Origin of the sequence: Pusillibacter faecalis (assembly GCF_018408705.1) — a bacterium.
Lineage (GTDB): Bacteria > Bacillota > Clostridia > Oscillospirales > Oscillospiraceae > Oscillibacter > Oscillibacter faecalis.
On sequence record NZ_AP023420.1, the window covers coordinates 505,216 to 521,087 of the forward strand.

Genomic DNA, 15,872 nt, shown 5'->3' on the forward strand with positions numbered 1-15,872 from the left:
GAAAAAGAAAGACGCGCTCAGGCGTCCTCCTTGAAAATCAAAGAAAACAACAGTTCGTAGATCCGCTCCAGCGTGCGGTCCAGGGCGTCGGTGTGCAGGGACTCCCGGTTGACCTTAGCCATAGCCATGATTTTGATGAGATTGGCTGCTACATGGAGGTCCACATCCTGCCGCACTCCCTCCATGTGATCCAGCAGGCCGTGCAGGATTTGGGCCTCCCGCTGGTCATAGTCGGCATCATCCGGGGTCACGCATTCCGGTGAGGATGCACGGCGGAGTTTTTCCATATCCTCCACAGTTAGGTACTGGTAGATACTGTTTTGGCTGAACACAATCAGTTTCAGATACTCTTTTCCCTCGGCGGCGGTCATCTTCTCCCGGCCGTTCAGAAGGGTTTCAAAATGCTGCTTCACCCGGTCCCGTTGGTACTCCATGATGCCGGTGACAAATTCCTCCTTGGAGGAAAAGAAGTTGTAAAAGGTGCTCTTGCCCAGCCCGGCGGCTTGGGTGATCTTCTCCACCGAGGCGTGGGTCATGCCATACTGCTTGATAAGCTCGAAGCCCGCGTCCAGCATTTTGACACGCAGCTCCTCCCTATCGGTGATACTGAAAATTTTAGGTGACATTGTGCCCCTCCTTTGCGACTGTTATTTTATATTTGGTCGCAAAACAAGAATAGCAGACATGGATGCAGTTGTCAACAGAATAAAGAATTTTTTTCTGAAAATGGTCTTTATTTTATAAACCTCATGCCTGATATACATAAAAAACCGCAGCCATCTGAGACAGCCGCGGTTTTATAAATCAGCCGTTATTGTAACAACCGGTTATTCCAATTCAGGATCAGGTCTAGGATATATTGAGGATTTCCCATATTGCAGTGGGCTTGGCCGTGGATGGCTGCGCCGGGCACTGCGAACTCCAGTGTGCGAGCGCTTTTCAGCAGGTCAATTTCTTCTTTATAGAGATCAAAGCCAACCATCAGATCTTCTCTGGCGCTAATGAGCAATACATCCTGTGTAATCTGGTCGGCCACAGGCTCAATGGTAAATGCCTTAGCCCTTTGCAAATACTCGTAGACATCCGCCGTCCCGTAGGCATAGTTCGCGTGCTGGATAGACCAGCGGAAGAGTGGATTTTGCTCGGAGAGCCCTGTATAAAGGGCAAGGACCTTCTCACGCTGTTTTTCAGACAGCAACTGTTCCAGTGTTGTACGGATTTCTGCCGGCTTGTCCGCCATCAGCGCTCCATAGATGCTGGGCAGGACGCACCAGGCAACAACTCTCCGGATACGCGGTTCCATAGCAGCCGCCCGCATGGCGAGTTCGCCGCCTAGGGAGACGCCCACAATGGTGACATCCTCCGCACCGTAAAAGTCCAATACCGCGCCCACCGGCTTCTCCCACTCCGGCGTAAAAGTCAAACCGGACTTCCGCAGTGCAGCCCCCTGTCCGGGGCCCTCAAAGGCCAGAATTTCATAGCCACCCCGGGCCAGATAGAGCAGGAGGTCTGTGAATTCCTCCAGAAGCGAGTCGTTGCCGCCGTGGAACAGGATGGTCCCCCGCTTGTCTCCGGAGGGCGTGATCCGCCAGCATGGGAGTGTGCCGCTTTCATAGGGAACCTCATCCCGGTGAATGGGGCCGCCCTGGGGGCTGAAAAGGTGGGCAAAATTGGCATAGAACAGTTCCTGGGCCCGGTCATAGACATCTCGGCTCTCCGGCGTGTCCGGCACCATAAAAAACTCTGCCATACGGAGGTAACCCGCCGCCGCGGCCCAGTCCTTCCGCCGTTCTGCCTGATAGGATAACTCCTTTAACACTCGCTCCCAGGATGCAAAATCTGTGATCTCCTTTCCCCTGGCCGCCACCTCTGCCGGATCTCCGTGGTTCCACAGGACAACCCGATTGAGTTGAAAGTTATAGAGCGGACTGTTATTGAACTGATAACTGCCGCTGAGGAATTCGTTTGACATGAAAATACCCCTTTCTTGGATCAGATGGGGGCATTGTATCACAGCAGGTCCGCAGGGTACTTCTGTCTATCTGCTGTTTTGTGGTCCAGGGTATCGTAGGAGCCCGAAACAATCTCCTTTACATAGGACATGGAGAGCCCCAGCAGATTTTGACTGGTATCTGCCATGTGGGAAGGTGTGGCAAAGCCCGCGGCCATGCAGGCTTCTGTGAGGGTCATCCCCTCCTGCATCCGGTAAAAAGCCCGTTCCAGTTTCAGGTTTGCCAGATAGAGTCGCGGGGAGATCCCGGTCTCCTGGTGAAACAGATGAGTCAGACGGCTGGGTGACAGATGAACAGCTTGAGCCACCTCCTGGATAGTTACCGCCTCCAGTGCCTGAGCCCGTTTCATATAGGCGGCGGCAGCCAGCACTCGGCTGTCCTCCTCTGGCGGCACCAGTTTCTCCAGACCCAGCAGATTCCCGGTACCCTTCGCCGCCCGTACAGCCTCCTCCTCTGTGCGGACATTCTGCCATAAACCGCTGACTGCAGCCGCAGTTTCCTTTCCCAAGGAACGGCAAGACATTCCCTGCAGGAGCACGTACTTGACGAATCGGGCCATGGGGGTCAGTTCATCGATGAAAATCACAAGGAGGTCGGCGTCTGTACGGACTGTATGGACGACATTGGAGGCAATGGCAATGCCTGTGGCCTGCATGTGTTTTCCGTCTATCTCGGTGATGAAAGGCCCATCCAGCCCGATCAAAACATGGGCGGCGAAGTGCCGGTGCGGACGGGGATTTTGATAGGCGGCCCGAATATAATAGCAGTCCTGTATGCAAAAAACAAATGGAGGCATGGTGTCCCTTCTCAGCGCAATAGCCCTATAATTTCTTCGCGGGCCTGACGCCCCTCTGGAAACCACTCCACCATTGCATAGCAGTGGCACATTCCCGGGGCGATGGTCATGGTGTAGGGGACATTCGCCGCTTTGCAGGCATCGGCAAAAGACTCCGCCACTACAGAGAGAACTTCATCCCCACCATAGTAGAAGTGAACCGGCGGCAAGCCGGTAAAATCCCCCTTGGGACCAGAGAGCATATAGACAGGTACCGGCTGTCCCTTTGTCATAATCTTCCGATCCGTCTCCATAAAGGCGGCATCCACCATCACGTCGCGGCTGTTCAACGCCTGCATCTCCGCCCGCTCCTTTTGAGAACTGGGAATACTGCCGGGCGACACCGCGATAACCTGTCGGGGCATCCCCGTCGGCCTGTTCAGCGCATTGAGGTGAAGCGGAAGCCCGACAGCCAGTGCGCCGCCGGAGGAAAAGCCCACCAGCGAGATGTGCTCCGCCCCGTAGCACTCTGCCATCTCCCGGTAGCATTGAAGCACCATCTCATAGGTTTCTGTGATACAGTGGTCTGTACAGAGCGGATAGTATGGGAACCAGCAGTCGGAGCCGCTGCGGACAGCAAAATCCCGCGCTGTCTTAATATCGCCCTGGTCAGGACCGACGATCATCCCACCTCCGAACAAGTACAGGATCGCCTTTTTTGTCCTCTTTTGTCCCAATTGAATGGTAAGGCAGTGATATTGCCCCAGGATCAATCGATCACCGTAGACTGCTTTATGATCTTTTGGCATCTGGAACTGCCGTCTGCGGTTCATCCCGCGCACTTTCTCCAGCAGTTCTTCCTCCGGCAGCGCGAACAGCTTTTTCGTCCCGGCGGCCCGGAGCGCTGCAGAAGCCAGTTTGTATCGAATGCTCATATCAACTTTCTCTCCTTTTATACATTGTCCGACTGGAGCAATTCCGCCATCAATCTGTCCGTGATTGCGGGAGATGCGTGTTCTTCCCCCTCCAGTTTGATGATGCGGGCATGGGGAAGCCTTTTGACGGTCTCCACCATGGCGCCATAAGGCACCTCGGAATCAGCTGTCCCGTGTAGTAATACTACCGGACATCGCACCTCAGATAACTCAAATCCCCAAGGTGCTTCCTGTAGTTTAGCTTCCTGACCGATATTCCGGAGATCGCCGCCCATAGAGTCCCGGAAGTCTCGCCCTTGCAAGGCCGCCTCGGGAAAGAGGGGAAGATAACTGTCATATAAAGCCTGCCCCACCTCTTGCCGTGACATGCCGCGGAACGCATGATAGAGCGCCGCCTCCTGAGCCGGATATTGCGCCAGAATATTTGGGAAGCAGACCGCAGGTATGCCGCTGTTGATATAGACAGTACCGATTCGATCAGGGTAGAGGGCCGCCAGACTATACGCATAAGGTGCGCCGGCGGAGATGCCCACGATGTCAAAGCTCTGGAGACCCAGGTGATCCCAAAATTCAGTCAGCAGCCGGCCCCAGTCGGCTACGCAGTCCATATCGAAGTAGTCGGAGTCTCCATAACCAGGGCGGGCAAGAGCGATTACCCTCATGGGCAGTCCGCAAAGAGACCCCTCCATTCCCTCTGAACATATGCTTCCCACCAAGCCGTGAAGCAAGAGTACCGGCTTGCCCGTTGATGTCCCATATTCCGCATAGGACAGACTTGCATCATTGGGAAGCTGAAAAGAGCCTAAACGCATATCGTTCCTCCATTTCCCTGATTGTAAATTAGCGCTTCTATGTAGTTTGCTATGGCTAACCGAAGTATAACACGCAAACTGTGGAGCGTCAATCACATACCTTTCCTTTTTATCTGCTGTAAATCTCTGCCCGCTCAAAAACGCAATTACCCATCAAAGATAACTGCGTTTTTTGCGGAAGGGTTTCTTGGGTGCATGAGGCAACTCGAACTTACCATATTTTGAGGAAATTTGATTGACAAAGGATCTTTGCCGCATTATCATAAACATATCTTCTGATCACGAAAGGATGTACCTCTTATGGCTGCTCGTACTGTAGAAGAACGCATCGCAATCATCGATGAAAAAATCTCCAAAAAGAAAGCTGATATTAAAGTTCTGGAGGCCCAAAAGCAAAAGTTGCTCCATCCTGTTACCATGAAAACTGTAATGGAAAAAGCAAAAGCCTCCGGCCTCTCTCCAGAGGAGATCGCAGAAAAACTCGGTCTTGAAATGTGATCCGAAAATATTGAACGGCTGACGCCTTCTCCGCGTCAGCCGTTTATGTATATGTAGGTGCCAGATATGTGTCCATATTAGTGTCAAGCCGGTGGATATAAAAATCCAGCAGGGGCTTCCCCTTGCTGGATCTCTTGTTTCAGTCAATGGCTCAGTCCGCTTCGCAGACGGTGTCCCGCTCCCTCTCTTTTGATGGAAAAATAATCACAGCTACTCACAGAGCATTAAAAAGTCCTCTGCGACCATAGCTTGTACAATCTCGTGGAAACGCTGATCCCCCCATTCGTTGGAGAGAACCGGCCGGCCGAGCTTCTCTTGGACATATGCTTCTATCAAATCCATGTCACACATCCGGATGCCGGTATATGCGGAAACGATTACGCGCTCTTTTGTTGTCATAAACGGCTCTCACTCCCCGCTCAGTCACAAATCTCTAATCATTTTTGGGAACTAGTAGCCCCGGATGCTCACTTTGATATTCCAGCACCTGCTCCGTGTAGTCGGCCAGTACCAGCTTCAAATAGTCCTCGTCTGTTTCCCAGGAGTCGTTATTCAAAATGACTTCCAAAGCACCCTTTTCCGCTGCCTCCCGCTCCTCAGCGGTGCAGGATTCCAACGTCTGGCCTTCCAGCCGATCCAACAGCTCTTGTTCATAGGTCTTTCGACAGCCGATCAGAACGTCGTTTACAAAGTGCAGATCAAGCTGGACGCCCCCATACACAAAACTGAGCTGCCGGTCCGTGATCCCGGCGCTGGTCGCGGTGATCCCGTCCACATATCCGGTCTCCGAATTGTATTTGACCACATGGAGCTCTAAATTATCGGGATTGGAGCCGCCCTGCTGTTCTTCCGATTTCGCATCAATCATGGCCTGCTCAATGAGGTCGATATATACGCCGTCGTAAGTCAGGTCTGCGTTCACCACTGTAAATGGTTCGGCTGGATCCGGAGTCAGGTCCGCCACAGCCCTCCAATACACAAATGTTCCGCCAGCCACTACGATAAGCAGAAAAAGCGCCACGGCAAGCAGAAAAAGCGCCACGGCCAACAAGATTTTTTCTTTTTTCATAAAGGTCTCCTTATCCACTTGAAAATTCTAATAGATGGATTATAGCATCGCTGTGCAAAATACGTCCAATAAATTTCCTTCATAAAAGATTCCATTTATGCCATGGGTTCACACCGCCTCTTGACAGGTGTCCGGGAGCCTCTTACATGCACGAGATGCAAGAAAAAATTGCGGTGGACACGTTGAGCAGGAAGAAATCTTGATTTTCTGCCGGTCTTTCTATATAATCGCATCGGTGATTGTCATGTACAGGATGAGCCTGAAATGCTGCCCGAAGTGCAAGAAGGTTTTTATTGCGGAGCCTTATCAGAAGATCTGTGGGGAGTGCAAGGAGCAAAGACGAATAAAGCAATATCTCAGGACGCATAAGCAGCTGGCTCCATTTGAAGATTATACAAAGCCGCTGCTCAAAATCCAATGTATCATCTGCGAAACAGAAACGCCGCTCCGTAAGTCGCGCTGCAGGTTGTACTGCAGGAAATGCGGAGCGCTCATCTATGATCCCGCTATCGATAAGGTTCCGGTTTAGATGTTTCCAGTTTTGTTTTCAGGATGCCAGGGTGAAAGATTGATGGGAGGAGTGCAGGTGTCTGATGGACGGGTTTTTCTCAGAGCAGCCGTGCTACCGTATTGAAATATTGGAATGGATCAATGAAGAGGATATTACCGACGAATGGCGTTATATCTGGAAGCATGACCCGCCTGAGCCGGTCTATGAAGTTATGATGGGCGGCTTTGTTGAGTCCCTAAATCTCGCCTTTGTGTACGAATCAATATATACCAGATCCGAGTATGAACAGATCCGGCAAAGCGGTTTCGATTACCAACCGCTGTTGTGGAGAACCCATATTCTCACGGACTGCCCAGACGATGATGCTAACTATGAAAAGGACGAGAACGCGGGAACTGGAGTTGCGGCCAAGCGGCTATCTAAATTTACGCTTTTTCCACGGTTGTGGAGGTAGCAGTCGGGGCGCTCATGCAGACGGAACCATAACCCAACTCCTGCCAGAGATAGGTACAAAATGAGCCCGAATAAACTGTTGTCCGGGTAAATTGGTTATGAAAAAAGCAGGCATGGAAGATCTCCCCCGTAGTATTTTCCGTGCCTGCCTTTATCATTTATATTTACATTCACATCTGACTCGCCATTTTCAAATATATAGGCTAAGAATCGGTTTCCCGGTCAATAGTAGCGTGTCCCGGGGCTGCCAGCAGAGCGGCAAGTCATCATCAATCAGCAGGATCTGTTTTCGCATGAAACTGCCTCCCATCCCCGGTTGGATCTGTATTTGGGTGGGCCTTCTGGTACAATTCGGCCAACTTCTGAAAACTTTCTGGGCTGATCACATGCTCCATGCGGCAGGCGTCCTGTTCCGCTGTTTTGGGATCGACACCTGCCTCTACCAGTAGGCGTGTGAAGAAGCAGTGCTTCTCATAGGTCTGCTCGGCTACCTCCCGGCCCACATCGGTCAGGCGGAGAAAGAAGTCTCCGTCCATGGTGAGAAATCCGCCCTCTTTCAAGGTAGATACCGCGTGACACACGCTTGGTTTAGATACCCCCATGTGCCGGGCCACATCCACAGAGCGCACCATGCCTTTTTCCTTTTGGAGTACCAGCACGGCCTCCAGATAATCCTCGCCCGACGCATGGAGTTTCATTTTACCGCCTACTTCCTATTCCATATCGTTCAGAAAAAATTCCGGCAGATGTTCTCTACCCTCCGGCTTACAGAGGGAGTAACTTTCCTGAATCTCGCCGTGCTCCATGTGGATAACAAAGTTACAGCACCGCAAAATAAATTCCGGGTCGTGCGTCACCACAACTACTGTTCTCCCATGCTCCGCAACTCTGTTCACCACCTCCGCCACCTGCCTCATATGAAACAGGTCCAGCCCGCTGGTTGGCTCATCAAATACGATCAGCGGCCGTTCCGATGCAATCGCGGAGGCGACGGCCACCCGCTGCTTTTGTCCCCCGGACAGCCCCATGGGATGGCGCTCCCGATATGGGAGCAGGTCCATCTCAGCCAGTACGGCCTCCGCCTTTGCCTGATCTTCTGTACTCATACTCAGGAATAGTTCATCCAGCACGCTTTCTGTGAAAAGCTGGTGGTTTACATCCTGCATCACCATATAACAGAGCTTCAGCCGTTCTCTTCTGGAATAGATCTTATCCTGATTCCGCACAATGCCGCCACACCGCTTTTCCAGCCCGCACAGGCAGCGGGACAGGGTGGATTTTCCCGCTCCGTTATGCCCAATGATTGCGGTTGCACCGCCAAAGGGGAATACAGCCTCGTCAATGTGCAGGGTTTCCGGCTGATGCTTGTATGCAAAGAAAAACTGACGGATGTTCCATTCGGAGTCCCCGCCCCTGTCACAAGGCGCCGCTATGTTCCTTAAAGAGTTTAACTCCAGCGGCCGCAGCCCCATCTGATCCCGCTGCTCTGCGGGCAGGCTTTGGAATTCCTCGGCGGTGTAGTCGCCCCGGATCTCTCCATTTTTCATATAGAGGACACGGTCGGCCAGGTCGCGTAAATAATAGAGCCGGTGTTCTGATATGACAATGGTTTTCCCCTGGGCCTTTAAGAGCATGAGCAGTTTTCGGAAATCCGCAATCGCGTAAGTGTCCAGATTGGAGGACGGTTCATCCAGGACATAAATATCCGGCTCGATTGCTGCCGCTGACCCGCAGGCGATTTTCTGCTTCTCCCCGCCGGAGAGGGAGAAGATGCTTCGCTCAAGCAGAGATTCCAACTTCAGCTGCTCCGCCACCCGGCGGACCCGCTCGCGGACGGCCTTCTCGGGCAATCCGTGATTTTCCGGGCCAAAGGCCAGTTCGCTGGTCGTGTCCACATTGAAAAACTGGGAGCGTGGATTTTGGAATACAGAGCCTACTTTTTGAGAAATCTCAAAGAGCGACAGTTCGCGGGTATCTTTCCCATCCAGATAGACCGAGCCTGTAAAAGTCCCCTCGTGGTAATGGGGGATCAGGCCGTTCAGCAGACGGGTCAAGGTTGTCTTGCCGCAGCCGGAGGCCCCGCAGAGAAGAACAAAGGAGCCGTCCTCAATCGTACAGGTGATATGCTTCAGTGCCCCTTCCGTCAGGCATTTCCCATCCACAGGGCCGCTTGCCGGATAGGAAAACGACACATCTCTGCACTCAATCATGGCATTCACCCCCTTGCAGCCCACACATAGACTTGCGCGGCAAATGCCCCAAGGCAGATCAGGAGCAACACAATATCCTGTGCGCGAAACCCGATTTTACAGATGTTGGTCCGCTTGACCGGTCCGCCCAGGCCGCGGGTCAGTGCCGCCGCACTCAACTCTTCTCCAATCTTGACGGAGCAGATCATCATGGGAACCATGCGGTATTCCAGAATAGAGCCGGCCTTTCCACCGCCAAAGCGGACGCCGCGCATCCGCATGGCGTCCCCAATGGCGCTCCATTCTTCCGCCACCGTCGGGAAAAAGCGGAAGATGACCGACATGGGGATCGTGATCTGCTGCGGCAGGTGAAGCCGCTCCATGGCGGCCACGAATTCGCTGACGGTTGTGGTCGTGACTACGAAGTACCCCATGACAATTCCCGGCGTAAACCGGAGGAACAGCCCCACAATGGCAACCGCGATAAAATTTGCAACCCCGGTCAGATAGGATAGTCCAAACAGTTCCAAGCAGAGGCTTCCCCCAAAAATCAGGAGATAGAGAACAGCGCCTTTCCATTTTCCTGCCAAGAGCAGAAGCAGCAGGGGGATCGCCGCCAGCACAATGATGTAATACTGCATGACGCCTTCATACGAGCCGCCCAAAATGAAAACGGCTATGGTGGTCAGCACCGCCAATTTTGTGCGGGGATCTAAAACAATCCCACTGTGGTTTTTCTGACTGGCAAGAAGCTCGCGGCTCATTATACAATTCCCGCCCGTTCAAAGTGCTTTTTGAAAATTTTGCGTCCAATCAGGCCGCCCACCAGCCCGCTGACAAAGGCCGCCACCAGAAGCATCGGCAAAATCCAGTCCGGCATATAGGCCATGAGCGTGTCTGCATATTCCTGTCCATAGCCGGGAAGGAGATTTTGATAGTAAGCGTCCCGTGTCACAACAATAGGGATGAACGCGCCGATCACCCACATGGAGAAAACGCCGTGGATCAAGACTTCGCGCTTGGCGTTTTTGTAGCCGCAGCCCTTCATCATGAAATCAGAGATCAATCCAAAAATCAGGCCGGTTGGGATGCACCAGTAGCCCATTCCGGTAAGCAGCATAATAATACCGAGCAGCAGGCCGCAGATAGTCAGCATGCCAAACTTTTTAATTTTGGAGAAAAACAGCATCATGGGGATGCCGCCGACCAGCGGAACGATCACACTGATGAGCGGGATGAAAATAGGGATAAAGCCAATAGATGCCGCGGCAAAGATCACGATAAAGTAGATCGCCGTAAAAATACCGATGTTGATTAAGTCTTTCCCTTGAAGCCTGTTCATTGAGAATCCTCCTACACATGATTGATTTTCGGATTAGACAACGCTAACCGTCGTAATAGTAGCACAGATCAAATCACGCTTCTATGCACATACCGACAGTTTAGGCCCGAATAGCAAGGAGTTTTCTCTTTCCCGTTGTTTGATGATTGACCCCTAAAAGGGGACGGCCTATAATAAACTCAATCATTTTGCCGCGAAAGGGGGAAAATTTGTTGCGCGACATGATGGAAAGCATCCTGAAAAACAGTGATACCGTTTTGGGCGTAGAGTGGAAAAGCGGCCCAAATAGCAGCGAACTTCTTTTGGAGCAGGAGGACGGCCGCGGAAGGATGGTCTTCCACCCGCTCTTTCCCGGTGTGACCCTGGCGTTTATTCAGGTAAACGCGTCAAACTGGCCGGAGTCCGAGGCCAATGCCGAGCTGCGGCCCCTGCTGATCAATTACTGCGTTGCAGGAAGAAGTGAGCTTCTTCTGGATGACGGAGCCTACATATACCTGAAGGAAAATGATTTTGCCGTCAGTGAGCAGACGGCCCAGGACGGCTATATTTTCCCAACAAGGCTTTATCAGGGCATTAAAATCTATTTTGATATAGAACAGCTCTCTCATCACGCCCAGGAACTGATGTCCGCTTTTGAGCTGGATTTTACTCTGCTGCGTGAGAACTATTGCCGCAGACAAAAGACCTATATCAACGAGGCGGACAGCACACTTACCGCCATTTTCCACAAACTCTGGGCACTGTCGGAGCAGCCGTCTCTCTTTTATCTGCGCATCTATACGCTGGAACTGATTTACGAACTGCTCCATACAGAGCCGCGCCCTTCAAAAACCTGCGGCTTTTATACGGAACTTCAGGTGGGGATCGCCAAAAAAGCAGAACAAATCCTCACCGCAGATCTCCGGAAACATATCCCCGTGCGTCTGCTGGCGGAAAAATTCTCCGTTGGAGAAACCAGCTTGAAAAACTACTTCCGTGGGGTGTACGGCCAGAACATCTCCACCTATCTGCGGGAGGCCCGTATGAAAGCCGCCGCTGAATTTTTAGAGGACACCAGCCGCCCCATTGCGGAAATCGCGGAGCAGATTGGCTATTCCAATCAGGGAAAGTTTGCAGCGGTATTCAAGAAGCAATTCGGCATGTCCCCGTTGGAGTACCGGCGCGCACAGAAGCTGTCCACACTTTAGGCGCCGCTTCCCATAAAATAAGCGCAGACCCTTGAAAGGCCGCCCGCATCCATAGGATATTGGCCGGCAATGTTTCCCTGGGCGAAATGGATGATGTCCGTGCAGCAGTCCAGCAGCAGTTCCAGATCGTGTGTGATCACATAAACAGTGACGCCTTCCGTGCTGAGCTGCCGCAAAACAGCGGCGACCTCTTTCATGTGCCGGTAATCAAGGCCGCTGGTGGGTTCGTCAAAAAAGAGAATAGACCGCTTTGACGCAATGGCGGATGCGATGGCCACCCTCTGTTTCTGCCCGCCGGAAAGCGACATGGGGTGCCTGTCTCTGAACGGGAGGAGATCCAGCCGGGACAGGATTTCCTCTGCCTGTTTTGTATCCGGCTCCTCCATGCTGATCAACACTTCGTCCAGGACTGTTTCTGTAAAGAGCTGATGGTTTACCTCTTGCATGACCATATAGCAGGTGTTCAGCCGATCTTTCGGACGGTATCGCTTGCCGTTCCAGATTACCTCGCCGCATTGCTTCTCCAGCCCGCAGAAGCACCGGGAAAAGGTGGACTTGCCAGCCCCGTTATTACCAATGATGCCTACAATGCGGCCGGCCGGAATAGTGCAATCCTGTATGTGCAGGATTGCCGATCCATGGGGATACGCAAAGCGGAACTGCTTCAGCTCCAGTTCCGTCCCTGTGCATTGCGGTGTTTGCGGCGGTTGTAATTGTTCCAGGGCGAAAGTGCGTAGCCCCATTTCCGTCCGGGCTTGCTCCGACAGGCCTTTAAATTCCTCCGAAGTATATTCCCGTGTGATTTTGCCGCCCTTCATATAAATAAAACGATCCGCCAGACCACGGAGATAATAGAGCCTGTGTTCCGATACGACGATGGTTTTCCCTTGGCCTTTCCAGAAAGCCAGGGTTTTCCGCAGGTCGGAAATGGATGCCGCATCCAGATTGGAGGATGGCTCATCCAGTACCAGTACCTCCGGCTCCATGATCGAAACGCCGGCGCAGGCAACTTTTTGTTTCTCTCCTCCGGAGAGGTGGAAGATATTCCGGTCCATCAGCTTTTCCAATCGGAAATCACGGACCGTCCTCTCCAGCCGCGCCCGGATTGTTTCTGCCGGCTGGCCCAGATTTTCACAGCCAAAGGTGATCTCGCTGGTTGTATCTACATTAAAAAACTGGGAACGCGGGTTTTGGAACACGCTGCCCACGATTTTCGCCGTATCATAGAGCGGTTGTTTTGACACTTCAGCCCCGTTGACCCACACGCCGCCGCTCATCTTCCCTTCGTAATAATGGGGGATCAGGCCGTTGATCAAGCGTGTGATCGTGGTTTTTCCGCAGCCGCTCTCGCCGCAGAGCACGGCAAACTCGCCGCGCTTGATCTGAAGCTCAATGTCCCGAACACCACCGGTATGCTCCGTTTCTTCTCCATAAGAGAAGGTCACATGGTCAATCTGAATCATCCTCTGACACCTCCCCAAAAAGCGATCTGCGGCTGGAGCAGAAACAGAGCGAAGCAGGCGACGCAGAACAGCGCCGCCATAAGATCCTGTACATGAAACCCAATCCGGCACAAGTTGGTACGCCTTCCTGGAGCCCCAAGACCCCGCGTTAAGGCGGCAGCGGAAAGTTCATCCCCGATTTTGACCACGGATACAATAAGCGGTACCAGCCGGTACTCGACCATTAGGAACGGATTCTTTCCTCCGAAGCGTATCCCGCGCATCTTCATAGCGTCCCGGATGGCCTGATACTCCTCGCTGACGGTGGGAAAGAAGCGGAAAATCACCGACAGCGGGATCACGATCTTCTCCGTCAGGTGCATCCGCTCCATGGCTCCAATGAATTCGCTCACCGATGTGGACGCAATCAGATAGGCGCCCATCATGATACCGGGTGCAAAGCGGGTCATGATGGATGTGACCGCCAGCAGGACAAAGGAGAAAAGCCCGCTCGCCCAGATCAGGGCCACACGCTCCAGCGCAAAACAGGCCGCATACAAAATCAGGTACTTTGCCGCCGTCTGAAAGCGTCGCTCGGAGAGGATCAGGATAAATGGGACGAGGCTCAAAAGTGGCTTTATCAAATTCATGATCCCCTCGTTGCTGGTACTGAACATCAGGGTGGTGATGGTCAGCAGAAGAAGCAGCTTGGTGCGCGGGTCCAGTTGGATGCTTTTCTTGCTTGCTGTTACTGTGGGGTATGATGCGCTGCTCATTACGCAATGCCCGCCTTGGCAAAGTGCTTTTTCAAGAGAGCCTTGCCCAGCAGTCCACCGAAAATGGCGAACACAAAGATTCCTGCAATTACCAGGATTATACTCCACATCGGCATGACAGCCATTACCTGATCCGCATATTCCGCTCCGAAGCTGGCCGCAAAACTCGCCCAGGAGTCTTCCACCATAAAATACATGGGGATATAGGTACCCACCATCCAGAGGCTGAACACCGCATACCCCAGCAGGCTCTTCTTGGCGCTCTTATAGCCGCCGGATTTCAAAATCAAATCACCCAGCAGTCCAAAAACAGCCCCCAGGGGGACGCCCCAGAAGCCCATGCCGGTCAACCCCATCAGCAGGCCGCTCAAAATGCCCATAATGGTGACCATCCCGAACTTTTTCACCCTTGTCAGGAACAGCATGAATGGGATGCCGGTGATCAGCGCCCATAGCGCCCCCAGGACGGGAAGGAAAATTGGCACAAACCCGATGGGGATTGCGACACAGCAGCCGATGACAAAATACAGGACCGTAAACAGTCCAAGGCTGATCAAGTCTTTTGCCTGAAGTTTGTTACTCATAAGTACACCTCCGCACTTTTTGGTTAGCGTATTCTAACCTCGTTATAGAATACCACACCCAGATTGGTGTTTCTACAACCGAACAACTTTTTAGCTCCAATCAACATCGAGTTTTTAGGTTGACGAATGAGAAATTTCAAGCCTATAATGGATAAAAAGCATTCCGTTTCTTGAGTATCCAAGAGGAAAGTGTGTACCTATGAACATTGATGAAATCATCCGAAAATGCGTTGAAGTTCCCGGAATATCTATCGAACGGGGAGAATACAGCGCGGGACTTTTTCTAAATGGGAAGGATGGAAAAGGCTCTGTGACATTTTTCCCGCTTTTCTCGGGATTGACGCTGGCCTATATCTCAGTAAACGCTCCGCTCTGGACAGCACCGGATCTGTGCGGAGAGGGCTCCGAGGAAAAAGGGCCGCTGCTTCTGAACTACTGCGTTACTGGGCGCTGTGAGATCATTCTGAACAACGGAAATTTTGTGTATGTGACGGATGGGGATCTATCCCTGACAGAGCATTTTGCTCAAAGGCAGTATGTCTATCCACGCCGCATCTACGAGGGGCTGGAGTTCTTTATAGAGCTTGATACGCTTGCAGCGCAGAGCGCATGGCTTCTGGAGGAATTCGGACTTGACTTTCACTGCGTTGTGGAGCGGTACTGCCGGAATGGAAGCACCTACATCTCCAAGGCTGTCCCCGACGCGGAAGAATTGTTGAAAAAACTATGGTCACTGTATCATGAGCCTATGCCCTTTGCTGTAATGCAGATGAAGATCTATTCCCTGGCGCTGTTTTCGCTGTTGATGGCGCAGAAGGAAATCCCTCCGTCCCAAGTCTGCGCCTATTTTACAGAAACGCAGGTGAGCATTGCAAAACAGGTGGAACAGATCATCACAGCCGACCTGCGGCAGTATCATCCGGCATGGGAACTGGCCGCGAGGTTTTCTATCAGCGAAACCAGTATGAAGAATTATTTTCGCGGCGTCTTCGGGCAAAACATATCGGCGTATCTCCGGGAGGTCAGAATGAGAAAATCCGCGGAATTGTTGACGGGCAGCCGACTTTCGGTATCTGAGGTGGCGGAACGGGTCGGATACATCAACCAGAGCAAATTTGCATCCGTTTTCAAAAAGCAATTCGGCATGTCCCCGCTGGAGTACCGGCGCATGAAACATTTAGAGCGTCTCCGCCTTGATACGCCTTAGCCGCTGTTCAGAGTAACGGCATCTTGTGAATTTTGCGGTTACTGTGTATAATATTTTCAAAGCAGTAAACGGAGGTGTAT

Annotated in this window: 18 protein-coding genes; 4 read left to right on the forward strand and 14 right to left on the reverse strand. The window is 52.3% G+C overall.

Features of this window, described 5'->3' with window-relative positions; all coding sequences use genetic code 11:
- Positions 1-17: 17 nt before the first annotated feature.
- The 5 genes from KJS55_RS02575 to KJS55_RS02595 all read right to left on the reverse strand — a co-directional run bounded on the left by KJS55_RS02575 (position 18) and on the right by KJS55_RS02595 (position 4,534).
- Positions 18-626: a TetR/AcrR family transcriptional regulator gene (locus KJS55_RS02575; protein ID WP_055181029.1), complete on the reverse strand. Its 609-nt coding sequence runs from the start codon at positions 624-626 to the stop codon at positions 18-20.
- A gap of 185 nt (positions 627-811) precedes the next feature.
- On the reverse strand, positions 812-1,972 hold the full coding sequence (locus KJS55_RS02580) for an alpha/beta fold hydrolase (protein ID WP_055181027.1): 1,161 nt from the start codon (positions 1,970-1,972) through the stop codon (positions 812-814).
- Positions 1,973-2,010: 38 nt separating this feature from the next.
- On the reverse strand, positions 2,011-2,808 hold the full coding sequence (locus KJS55_RS02585; protein ID WP_050624311.1) for a helix-turn-helix transcriptional regulator: 798 nt from the start codon (positions 2,806-2,808) through the stop codon (positions 2,011-2,013).
- Positions 2,809-2,819: 11 nt separating this feature from the next.
- Positions 2,820-3,722, reverse strand: coding sequence for an alpha/beta hydrolase (locus KJS55_RS02590; RefSeq protein ID WP_050624310.1), 903 nt, complete (start codon positions 3,720-3,722; stop codon positions 2,820-2,822).
- A gap of 17 nt (positions 3,723-3,739) precedes the next feature.
- A complete protein-coding gene (locus KJS55_RS02595; RefSeq protein WP_055181026.1) occupies positions 3,740-4,534 on the reverse strand; it encodes an alpha/beta fold hydrolase in 795 nt (264 codons plus the stop codon).
- A gap of 300 nt (positions 4,535-4,834) precedes the next feature.
- Here KJS55_RS02595 and KJS55_RS02600 point away from each other — a divergent pair, with 300 nt between their 5' ends.
- Positions 4,835-5,032 carry a hypothetical protein gene (locus KJS55_RS02600; RefSeq protein WP_050624308.1) on the forward strand — a complete coding sequence of 66 codons (198 nt, stop codon included), beginning with the start codon at positions 4,835-4,837 and terminating at the stop codon, positions 5,030-5,032.
- Between the two features lie 210 nt (positions 5,033-5,242).
- Here KJS55_RS02600 and KJS55_RS02605 read toward each other — a convergent pair whose 3' ends face one another.
- The gene (locus KJS55_RS02605; protein ID WP_050624307.1) at positions 5,243-5,431 is read right to left on the reverse strand and encodes a DUF7736 domain-containing protein; all 189 of its coding nucleotides are present in this window, start codon (positions 5,429-5,431) and stop codon (positions 5,243-5,245) included.
- Between the two features lie 34 nt (positions 5,432-5,465).
- A complete protein-coding gene (locus KJS55_RS02610; RefSeq protein ID WP_050624306.1) occupies positions 5,466-6,101 on the reverse strand; it encodes a hypothetical protein in 636 nt (211 codons plus the stop codon).
- A gap of 593 nt (positions 6,102-6,694) precedes the next feature.
- Here KJS55_RS02610 and KJS55_RS02615 point away from each other — a divergent pair.
- Entirely contained in the window at positions 6,695-7,066 is a 372-nt protein-coding gene (locus KJS55_RS02615) for a hypothetical protein (RefSeq protein WP_050624304.1), read from the forward strand.
- A 268-nt stretch (positions 7,067-7,334) separates the two neighbouring features.
- On the opposite strand, the gene KJS55_RS02620 is transcribed toward KJS55_RS02615, so the two are convergent.
- The 4 genes from KJS55_RS02620 to KJS55_RS02635 are packed head-to-tail and all read right to left on the reverse strand — an operon-like array spanning position 7,335 to position 10,596.
- Positions 7,335-7,763, reverse strand: coding sequence for a metal-dependent transcriptional regulator (locus KJS55_RS02620; protein WP_055181023.1), 429 nt, complete (start codon positions 7,761-7,763; stop codon positions 7,335-7,337).
- A gap of 15 nt (positions 7,764-7,778) precedes the next feature.
- Positions 7,779-9,275, reverse strand: a complete 1,497-nt coding sequence (locus tag KJS55_RS02625; RefSeq protein WP_055181021.1) for an ABC transporter ATP-binding protein — start codon at positions 9,273-9,275, stop codon at positions 7,779-7,781.
- 5 nt (positions 9,276-9,280) lie between these two features.
- Positions 9,281-10,018 (reverse strand): energy-coupling factor transporter transmembrane component T, encoded by a 738-nt coding sequence (locus KJS55_RS02630; protein ID WP_055181018.1) that lies wholly within the window; start codon positions 10,016-10,018, stop codon positions 9,281-9,283.
- Entirely contained in the window at positions 10,018-10,596 is a 579-nt protein-coding gene (locus tag KJS55_RS02635) for an MptD family putative ECF transporter S component (RefSeq protein WP_055181016.1), read from the reverse strand. The genes KJS55_RS02630 and KJS55_RS02635 overlap by 1 nt, the downstream gene beginning before the upstream one ends.
- Before the next feature lie 221 nt (positions 10,597-10,817).
- Here KJS55_RS02635 and KJS55_RS02640 point away from each other — a divergent pair, with 221 nt between their 5' ends.
- Positions 10,818-11,783 (forward strand): helix-turn-helix domain-containing protein, encoded by a 966-nt coding sequence (locus tag KJS55_RS02640; RefSeq protein WP_055181090.1) that lies wholly within the window; start codon positions 10,818-10,820, stop codon positions 11,781-11,783.
- Here KJS55_RS02640 and KJS55_RS02645 read toward each other — a convergent pair.
- From KJS55_RS02645 to KJS55_RS02655, 3 genes are read right to left on the reverse strand one after another with little or no spacing between them, the layout of a single operon-like run.
- Positions 11,780-13,246, reverse strand: coding sequence for an ABC transporter ATP-binding protein (locus KJS55_RS02645; RefSeq protein WP_055181015.1), 1,467 nt, complete (start codon positions 13,244-13,246; stop codon positions 11,780-11,782). The two genes, KJS55_RS02640 and KJS55_RS02645, sit on opposite strands and share 4 nt — an antisense overlap.
- Entirely contained in the window at positions 13,243-14,001 is a 759-nt protein-coding gene (locus KJS55_RS02650) for an energy-coupling factor transporter transmembrane component T (RefSeq protein ID WP_055181013.1), read from the reverse strand. The genes KJS55_RS02645 and KJS55_RS02650 overlap by 4 nt, the downstream gene beginning before the upstream one ends.
- Positions 14,001-14,585 carry an MptD family putative ECF transporter S component gene (locus tag KJS55_RS02655; protein WP_055181011.1) on the reverse strand — a complete coding sequence of 195 codons (585 nt, stop codon included), beginning with the start codon at positions 14,583-14,585 and terminating at the stop codon, positions 14,001-14,003. The genes KJS55_RS02650 and KJS55_RS02655 overlap by 1 nt, the downstream gene beginning before the upstream one ends.
- Positions 14,586-14,784: 199 nt before the next feature.
- Here KJS55_RS02655 and KJS55_RS02660 point away from each other — a divergent pair, with 199 nt between their 5' ends.
- Complete coding sequence (locus KJS55_RS02660) at positions 14,785-15,792, forward strand: helix-turn-helix domain-containing protein (protein WP_101693844.1); 1,008 nt, start codon at positions 14,785-14,787, stop codon at positions 15,790-15,792.
- Positions 15,793-15,872: the final 80 nt, after the last annotated feature.